Annotated in this window: 10 protein-coding genes; all 10 read left to right on the top strand. The window is 60.4% G+C overall.

Translation table 11 applies throughout. The features are described from left to right. Window positions 1-172: 172 nt before the first annotated feature. From flgB to fliP, 10 genes are read left to right on the top strand one after another with little or no spacing between them, the layout of a single operon-like run. Window positions 173-550: a flagellar basal body rod protein FlgB gene (gene flgB, locus AC5E6N_RS22675; protein ID WP_491749935.1), complete on the top strand. Its 378-nt coding sequence runs from the start codon at window positions 173-175 to the stop codon at window positions 548-550. Continuing rightward, the gene (gene flgC / locus AC5E6N_RS22670; protein ID WP_491749934.1) at window positions 547-975 is read left to right on the top strand and encodes a flagellar basal body rod protein FlgC; all 429 of its coding nucleotides are present in this window, start codon (window positions 547-549) and stop codon (window positions 973-975) included. The genes flgB and flgC overlap by 4 nt, the downstream gene beginning before the upstream one ends. Further along, window positions 972-1,304, top strand: coding sequence for a flagellar hook-basal body complex protein FliE (gene fliE, locus AC5E6N_RS22665; protein WP_491749933.1), 333 nt, complete (start codon window positions 972-974; stop codon window positions 1,302-1,304). Before flgC ends, fliE begins: the two co-directional genes overlap by 4 nt. 11 nt (window positions 1,305-1,315) lie before the next feature. Next, entirely contained in the window at window positions 1,316-2,101 is a 786-nt protein-coding gene (gene flgG, locus AC5E6N_RS22660) for a flagellar basal-body rod protein FlgG (protein WP_491689073.1), read from the top strand. A gap of 12 nt (window positions 2,102-2,113) precedes the next feature. Continuing rightward, complete coding sequence (gene flgA / locus AC5E6N_RS22655) at window positions 2,114-2,569, top strand: flagellar basal body P-ring formation chaperone FlgA (RefSeq protein ID WP_491749932.1); 456 nt, start codon at window positions 2,114-2,116, stop codon at window positions 2,567-2,569. Then, the gene (locus AC5E6N_RS22650; RefSeq protein WP_491749931.1) at window positions 2,566-3,672 is read left to right on the top strand and encodes a flagellar basal body P-ring protein FlgI; all 1,107 of its coding nucleotides are present in this window, start codon (window positions 2,566-2,568) and stop codon (window positions 3,670-3,672) included. Before flgA ends, AC5E6N_RS22650 begins: the two co-directional genes overlap by 4 nt. After that, window positions 3,669-4,214: a MotE family protein gene (locus AC5E6N_RS22645; RefSeq protein ID WP_491749930.1), complete on the top strand. Its 546-nt coding sequence runs from the start codon at window positions 3,669-3,671 to the stop codon at window positions 4,212-4,214. Before AC5E6N_RS22650 ends, AC5E6N_RS22645 begins: the two co-directional genes overlap by 4 nt. Beyond that, the gene (gene flgH, locus AC5E6N_RS22640) at window positions 4,208-4,921 is read left to right on the top strand and encodes a flagellar basal body L-ring protein FlgH (protein ID WP_491749936.1); all 714 of its coding nucleotides are present in this window, start codon (window positions 4,208-4,210) and stop codon (window positions 4,919-4,921) included. The genes AC5E6N_RS22645 and flgH overlap by 7 nt, the downstream gene beginning before the upstream one ends. Window positions 4,922-4,950: 29 nt before the next feature. Next, window positions 4,951-5,478, top strand: a complete 528-nt coding sequence (locus tag AC5E6N_RS22635; RefSeq protein ID WP_491749929.1) for a flagellar basal body-associated FliL family protein — start codon at window positions 4,951-4,953, stop codon at window positions 5,476-5,478. Beyond that, complete coding sequence (gene fliP / locus AC5E6N_RS22630; RefSeq protein ID WP_491689069.1) at window positions 5,475-6,212, top strand: flagellar type III secretion system pore protein FliP; 738 nt, start codon at window positions 5,475-5,477, stop codon at window positions 6,210-6,212. The genes AC5E6N_RS22635 and fliP overlap by 4 nt, the downstream gene beginning before the upstream one ends. The last annotated feature ends 332 nt before the right edge of the window (window positions 6,213-6,544 follow it).

The raw sequence follows: 6,544 nt of genomic DNA, 5'->3' as shown, positions 1-6,544 counted from the left end.
TTCTAAACACTTGAGGAGAATCATGAATTACTAATAATTGCAACTGTAGTACTAGGCTGTCGTGACTATTTAACCTTTGCGCCGGCGGCGGCACAATTGTGTGCGTTATCGTTCGGGCGCAAGTCCCGCGCAAGATTAACTTCCTAGTTTGCTCCCCGAAAGGGAGAATCGGATGCAGCCGATCCAGCTTTTTGAACTTGCGTCGAGCCAGGCTCACTGGCTGGCGGTGCGCCAGAGCGTCGTCGCCGGCAATATCGCCAATGTGAACACAAATGGCTATGCGGCGAAGCAGGTCGATCCCTTCGACACGGTTCTTCAGTCCGTCGGTACCTCGATGGCCGCGACCCACCCGGCGCATTTCAGCGAGGATTCCATGCGCAGCGCCGTACGCAAGGCCGCTTCCGACGAGATCGGCGCGGCATCGAACGGCAAGGCCGTTGTCCTTGAAGATGAACTGATCAAGGCGGGCGAGATCCGGCACGCCTATGAGCTCAATGTAGGCATTATCAAAGCCTTCCACCGGATGATGCTCGCGACGGTGCGCAAATGACGGCGGTTGATCCCCTTACGGCAGCGATGAAAACGGCAGCCTCCGGGCTGGAGGCCCAGTCGACCCGTCTTCGGATCGTGTCCGAAAACATGGCAAACTCACAGGCGACGGCGACCGAACCGGGCGGCGATCCCTATCAGCGCAAGACGATTGCATTCAGCTCCGAACTCGACGCGATTACGGGCGCGTCGATGGTGCGTGTTGAATCGGTCGGCCGCGACACCTCCGGCTTCTCGGTCGAATATGATCCCTCGCATTCGGCTGCCGACGAGAACGGCATGGTCAAGCTTCCGAATGTGAACATCCTGGTTGAGATGGCCGACATGCGCGAGGCCAACCGGTCCTATGAGGCAAACCTGCAAACCATAAAGCAGGCCCGCAAACTTATCTCCATGACCATTGATCTGTTGAGGGTCTCCACGTGATTGACGCAGTCAGCACCGCAGCCGTTACCTCCCTGACCCGCGAAGCCGGCAACACGGCATCGGCGGTATCCTCGTCCATGACGACCACCGGCAGGGCGGCCGGAACCCAGGAATCCGAGTTTGCATTGATGCTTTCCGGCATGGTGGCCGACATGACGGCCACCATCCGTCATGGCGAGCAGATGTCCATGAAGGGCATCAACGGGCAGGCCAGCACACAGGAAGTCGTCGATGCGGTCATGGGTGCGGAAAGGACGCTTCAGACGGCCGTGGCCGTCCGCGACAAGATCATCACCGCTTATCTTGAAATCAGCCGCATGCCCATCTGAGGAGGCCCGCAATGAAAGCCCTGGCCATCGCTGCGACCGGAATGAACGCCCAGCAGCTTAATCTCGAGGTGATTGCCAACAACATCGCCAACATCAACACCACCGGCTTCAAACGGGCGCGGGCGGAGTTCTCCGATCTTCTCTATCAGGTCGAGAAGGCGCAGGGTGTGCCCACGAGCGCCAACCAGGCCATCGTGCCCGAAGGCGCCTATGTCGGCCTCGGCGTGCAGACCACGGCTGTCCGCAACGTCCACATACAGGGCTCGCTGGTCAATACCGGCAACCGGTTTGACCTCGCGCTTGTCGGCCGCGGCTGGTTCCAGGTTCAAAACACTGACGGAGAGACGCTTTATACCCGCTCCGGGGCTCTCAATACCAATGCGAACGGCGAGATCGTCACAACGGACGGATACCTGCTGGAGCCGGCGATCACCGTTCCCGAGGGCACCAGCGAGGTCGTGATCACCAAGTCCGGACAGGTTTTTGCACGGGCCGGTGACGGCGCTGACCAGCAGGAAATCGGACAGATCACCATTGCGAATTTCGTCAATGAAGCCGGATTGGCGCCGCTTGGCGACAATCTCTTCCAGGCAACCGAAGCATCGGGAGAGGCAACGGTCGGCGTGCCGAACGATCCCGGCTTCGCATCGATCGAGCAGGGATATCTTGAGACCTCCAACGTCGATGCCGTCAAGGAAATCACCGATCTGATATCGGCCCAGCGGGCATACGAGATGAACTCGAAGATCATCAAGGCCGCCGATGAGATGGCCGCGACGGTCTCCAGAAACATGTGACGGGACTTTGAGATGATCTGCCGGACCGTCCTTGCCGTTGTTGCTTTGCTCCTTGCGGGCGTGTGGAGCGCGGCCGCGGCTGATCCGGTTGCCGTCATTCCGACACGCATCATCTATCCGGGGCAGATCGTCGAGGCGCATATGCTCGAAATGGTGCCGGTCACCAACCGCAACATCCGGCGCGACTACGCGTCGTCGATGGACCAGGTTGCCGGAATGGTGACGCGGCGCACGCTGCTGCCCGGACGGGTGATACCGGTTTCGTCCGTGCGCGAGCCCTATGCCGTCGAGCGCGGCTCCGTTGTCACGATGGTGTTTTCGCGGGACGGCCTGACCATCACAGCGCCGGGAAGTCCGTTGGCCAACGGCCTGGTTGGCGACTTTATCCGCATACGCAACGTCAACACCGGCGTCACGGTGTCGGGAACGGTCATGGCGGACGGCACGGTGAGGGTGGCGGAAAAATGATCGTGTTGCGCCTTGTCCCGGCACTCCTGATAGGTCTGATGCTCGCTTTGCCGGCGTCCGCGGCATCGCGGATAAAGGACGTCACATCGCTGCAGAGCGCCCGCCAGAACCAGCTTATCGGTTATGGCCTTGTGATCGGCCTGCAGGGGACCGGCGACAGTGCGGCAAGGTCGCCGTTCACGGAGCAGTCCCTGCGGGCCATGCTCGAGAACCTGGGGATCGCGACGGAGGGTGAACGCGCGCGCGCCAACAACGTCGCCGCCGTTATCGTGACTGCCGATTTGCCGCCCTTCTCCAGCATCGGCTCGCGCATCGATATATCGGTTTCATCCATGGGCGATGCCACGTCGCTGCGTGGCGGAACGCTGGTCATGACCCCGCTTTCGGCCGCTGACGGGCAGATATATGCCGTCGCGCAGGGTTCGGTGATTGTCTCAGGGTTCACCGCCGCCGGCGATGCCCAGACCCTGACGCAGGGTATCACCACCGCGGGCAGGGTTCCGGGCGGCGCCATCATCGAACGCGAGATACCGATGCGTTTCAAGGACAACGGGCATCTCGTCTTCCAGTTGCGCAATCCGGATTTCACGACGGCCGTGTCGATCGCCGATGCAATCAACCGGCATACCGGAAAGCAATATGGCGGCATGCTGGCGCATGCCAACGATTCGGCAACCGTGCATGTCGCCCGCCCCGGGCACATCGCGCTTCCAAGATTTGTCGCCGAGATCGAAAGCCTGACCGTCGAAACGGATACGCCCGCGCGTGTGGTCATAAACGAGCGCAGCGGCACGATTGTCATGGGGCACGATGTCCGCGTTTCCAGAGTTGCCGTCAGCCACGGCACCTTGACGATCAGGGTGACCGAGATGCCCATCATTTCCCAGCCCCTGCCTTTCAGCCAGGGCGTGACGGCCGTGGAGCCTTTGACGGATATTCAGGCGATGACGGATGGCGGGCAGGTCGCCATCCTCAACGGTCCCAATCTGCAGACCCTGGTTGCGGGTCTTAACAGCATCGGCGTCCCCCCGGATGGCATCATTTCCATTTTACAGGGCATCAAGTCTGCCGGTGCCCTTCAGGCGGAGCTCGTGTTGCAATGAGCAAGGGTGTAGCGATGATCATGAGAAAATGCGCGGCGACGGCGCTTGCGATCTCGACCGCGCTTGGCCTTTGGGGATTGCCCCTGTCGCACGCACTGGCGCAGAACACGCAGTCCGCCGCCGTGCCGGAGGAGATCTCCGACGAGATCCGGGCATTTTGCTCAAATATTGCCGATGCGGCGCGAGACCAGCGCTATGCGCTGCAAAAACAGGAACTCGAAGCGCTTCAGGACGAAATCGAGGACCGGATCGCGGTTCTTGAAGAACGGCGGGCCGAATACGAACACTGGCTGAAGCTGCGCAACGATTTTCTGGTCAAGGCCGAGGGCGGTCTTGTCGATATCTACAAGAACATGCGTGCCGACGCGGCGGCTGAAAAGCTGGAACTCGTTGATATCAACATCGCCGCCGCGATCGTCATGAAACTGAAGCCGCGTCTGGCGAGCCAGATCCTCAACGAGATGGATGCCGAGACCGCGGCCAATCTCACAAGCATAATCGCCAGTGCGGCCGGCACCAACCGTCCGGACAAACGATCATGATGCGTTTTCTCTTTCCCTTCGCATTGTGCTTCCTGATGGCCGGCTGCAGCTCCGCCGTCATGAAGGATATCGGCCGCGCACCGTTGATGAGCCCGGTCGGCAGCGGCCTGCGTTACGGTGAAACGCCGCAGATGGCGCTTTATCCCAAACCGCCGCGCAAGCCCGGCGCCGGGTATTCCCTCTGGACGGACGCGCAAAGCGCCCTGTTCAAGGACCCGCGCGCCATGACGGTCGGTGACATCCTCACCGTCAATATCGCCGTCAATGACAGGGCGACGTTCGACAACGCGACCGACCGCAACAGGACCAACTCAAGCGGTATCAATGCGGGCGGCAATTACAGCGTCGACGGCACGGGGTCAGAGGGGCAGTTCGGTCTGACATTCGGCTCGAACACCAGCACCGAGGGCAAAGGCAAGACCGCCCGCTCGGAAAGGCTGGAATTGCGGGTTGCCGCGGTCGTGACCGGCGTTCTGGACAACGGCAATCTGGTCATCAGCGGATCGCAGGAGGTGCGTGTCAACTACGAGATGCGCATTCTCAACATTGCCGGCATTGTCCGCCCCCGGGATGTCGATGCGAGGAACACGATCGCCTATGAGAAGATCGCCGAGGCGCGGGTTTCCTATGGCGGTCGCGGCCGGCTGATGGAGGTGCAGCAGCCGCCGGTCGGCCAGCAGATCGTGGATATCTATTCTCCAATCTAATCACAACGCGCTCCAGGGCACAGGGTGACATGGCGACATCTGAGGAAAACAAGAAAGGCGGTTCCGTTGCAAGTACGATCGCGGCGCTGCTTGTCCTGACCGGGGCCGCCGGCGGTGGCGGCTGGCTGCTCGGCTCGCTTATCGGCGACCAGATGACGACCGATAATCAAAGAGCGTCGGAACCGTTATCCCCCATTGAAGCCATGGCGGCGCGAGAAAAAAACCAAAAAAAGGATGACGAGGCCGATGACGAACCCGACGTCCCGCCGGTCGCGCCGCAGACGCTGACCCTGGCTCCCATAACCACAAATCTTTCCTACCCGTCCGACAGCTGGGTTCGCGTCGAGGTCGCTCTCGTCTTCGATACCGCGCCGGATCCGGTGATGGCCGAAACGATCCATCAGGACGTCATGGCCTATATGCGCACGGTCTCGCTGCAGCAGATCGAAGGGCCGCGCGGCTTTCAGCATCTGCGCGAGGACCTTTCCGAGCGGGCCGCCATACGTTCTGACGGCCAGGTTTCCAACATACTTTTCAGGACCTTCTTGATCGAATGATACGATTCTTGCTTGCAACGCTTGCCATGATGGCATTGGTTGCGGTGGCCGAGGCCCAGACCCTCGATCCCGGAGTGCTCACCCAGCCGGTGGACGGCTCGGTGGCGAGCTGGATCATCCGCACGTTCGGCCTTTTGACCGTGCTTTCGATTGCGCCGGGTATCCTCATCATGGTGACGAGTTTCCCGCGCTTCATCATCGCCTTCGCGATCCTGCGCGCAGGCATGGGGCTGCAGACGACGCCGGCCAATCTCATCCTGATCAGCCTCGCCCTGTTCATGACGTTTTACGTCATGGCGCCCACCTTCGATCGGGCCTGGGAGAACGGCATCCAGCCGCTGATCGACAATCAGATCGACGAGGCCGAAGCATTTGAGCGGATCGGCGACCCCTTCCGCGAATTCATGCTGGCCAACACGCGCGACAAGGATCTCAATCTCTTTGTCGATCTGGCGGCTGAGCGCGGCCAGGCGGTTTCAACCGGCGACAAGGTGGACCTGCGTGTCCTGATCCCGGCATTCATGATTTCGGAAATCCGCCGCGGTTTCGAGATCGGCTTCCTTGTCGTGCTGCCGTTCCTCGTCATCGATCTGGTCGTCGCGACCATCACGATGTCGATGGGCATGATGATGCTTCCGCCGACGGCGATCTCGCTGCCCTTCAAGATCATGTTCTTCGTCCTCATCGACGGATGGAACCTGCTTGTGGGAAGCATGGTGCGCTCCTTTATCTGACATGGCCATATGCCCATGCGCCGCAAGGACGGGTTGTCTTTAGGGTCTGTTAACCATGTAAGTTGGTTGATTGGCCGGTATGCCGTCGTAGAGCGGGTCATTAGGCTTTTCGTAACCGCTGGCTGCGAGTGTTCCGGCAGCATGACGGTACGGTCTTCGACGGAACATCGGGCGACCAAGGGCATGATGCCGCACCGCCATTACCGGTAGTAAAGTCCGGTATGTCCCTTTTTTGTATCGGGTAAGCCGAGGGACAATTCCAGATGACAAGCATCATTACCAATGGCGCCGCGATGGCGGCTCTCCAGACCCTGCGTTCGATCAACTCCGAC

It is taken from the genome of Hoeflea sp. (genome assembly GCF_984452065.1).
The sequence above is the reverse complement of the archived record's forward strand: the minus strand, read 5'-3'. Positions and strand labels throughout refer to the sequence as shown.